The organism is Streptomyces sp. NPDC056480, assembly GCF_042795405.1.
Taxonomy (GTDB): domain Bacteria; phylum Actinomycetota; class Actinomycetes; order Streptomycetales; family Streptomycetaceae; genus Streptomyces.
In genome coordinates this window covers 1-1,000 of sequence record NZ_JBHTSA010000268.1, presented here as the reverse complement: position 1 = coordinate 1,000, position 1,000 = coordinate 1, and the positions used below count along the sequence as shown (strand labels likewise).

Annotated in this window: 1 protein-coding gene; it reads left to right on the top strand. The window is 70.1% G+C overall.

The annotated features are described in order from the left end of the window. On the top strand, positions 1-1,000 hold a 1,000-nt coding region (locus ACFQ79_RS40765), incomplete at both ends, for an HAD-IC family P-type ATPase (protein ID WP_383593461.1).

Here is a 1,000-nt window from a genome sequence, read left to right as displayed (position 1 = left end):
CCTCGCTGACCATCGTGTTCCTGCTCGCGGTCGTGACGCTGAAGCCGTTCGCGATCTACGCGGGCGCCGACACGCAGACCTCCCTCATCGTCCTCACGGCGCTGCTGGTGTGTCTGATCCCGACGACGATCGGGGCGCTGCTGTCCGCGATCGGCATCGCGGGCATGGACCGGCTCGTGCAGCGCAACGTCCTGGCGATGTCGGGCCGTGCGGTCGAGGCCGCCGGTGACGTGTCGACGCTGCTGCTCGACAAGACCGGCACGATCACCCTCGGCAACCGCCAGGCCTCGGAGTTCGCCCCGGTTGCCGGGACGACGGAGGCCGAGCTGGCCGACGCCGCCCAGCTCTCCTCCCTCGCGGACGAGACGCCCGAGGGCCGCTCGATCGTGGTCCTGGCCAAGGAGAAGTACGGCCTGCGCGAGCGTCACCAGGGCGAGCTGGCCGGGGCCGAGTGGATCGAGTTCACCGCCCAGACCCGCATGTCGGGCGTCGACGTCGACGGACGCAAGGTGCGCAAGGGCGCGACCGGTTCGGTCATCGCGTGGGTGAAGGAGCGGGGCGGCAGTGTCTCCGAGGACGCGCAGGCGCTCACGGACCGGATTTCCCAGGCTGGTGGCACGCCGCTGCTGGTGGCTCTGGAGGACGACAAGGGCGCGCGTGTCCTCGGTGTCATCCACCTGAAGGACGTCGTGAAGGAGGGGATGCGGGAGCGGTTCGACGAGCTGCGCCGGATGGGCATCCGCACGGTCATGATCACGGGTGACAACCCGCTGACCGCGAAGGCGATCGCCGAGGAGGCGGGAGTCGACGACTTCCTCGCCGAGGCCACGCCCGAGGACAAGATGGCGCTGATCAAGCGCGAGCAGGCGGGCGGAAAGCTCGTCGCGATGACCGGTGACGGCACCAACGACGCGCCCGCGCTCGCGCAGGCCGACGTCGGTGTCGCGATGAACACGGGCACGTCGGCCGCGAAGGAGGCCGGCAACATGGTCGACCTCGA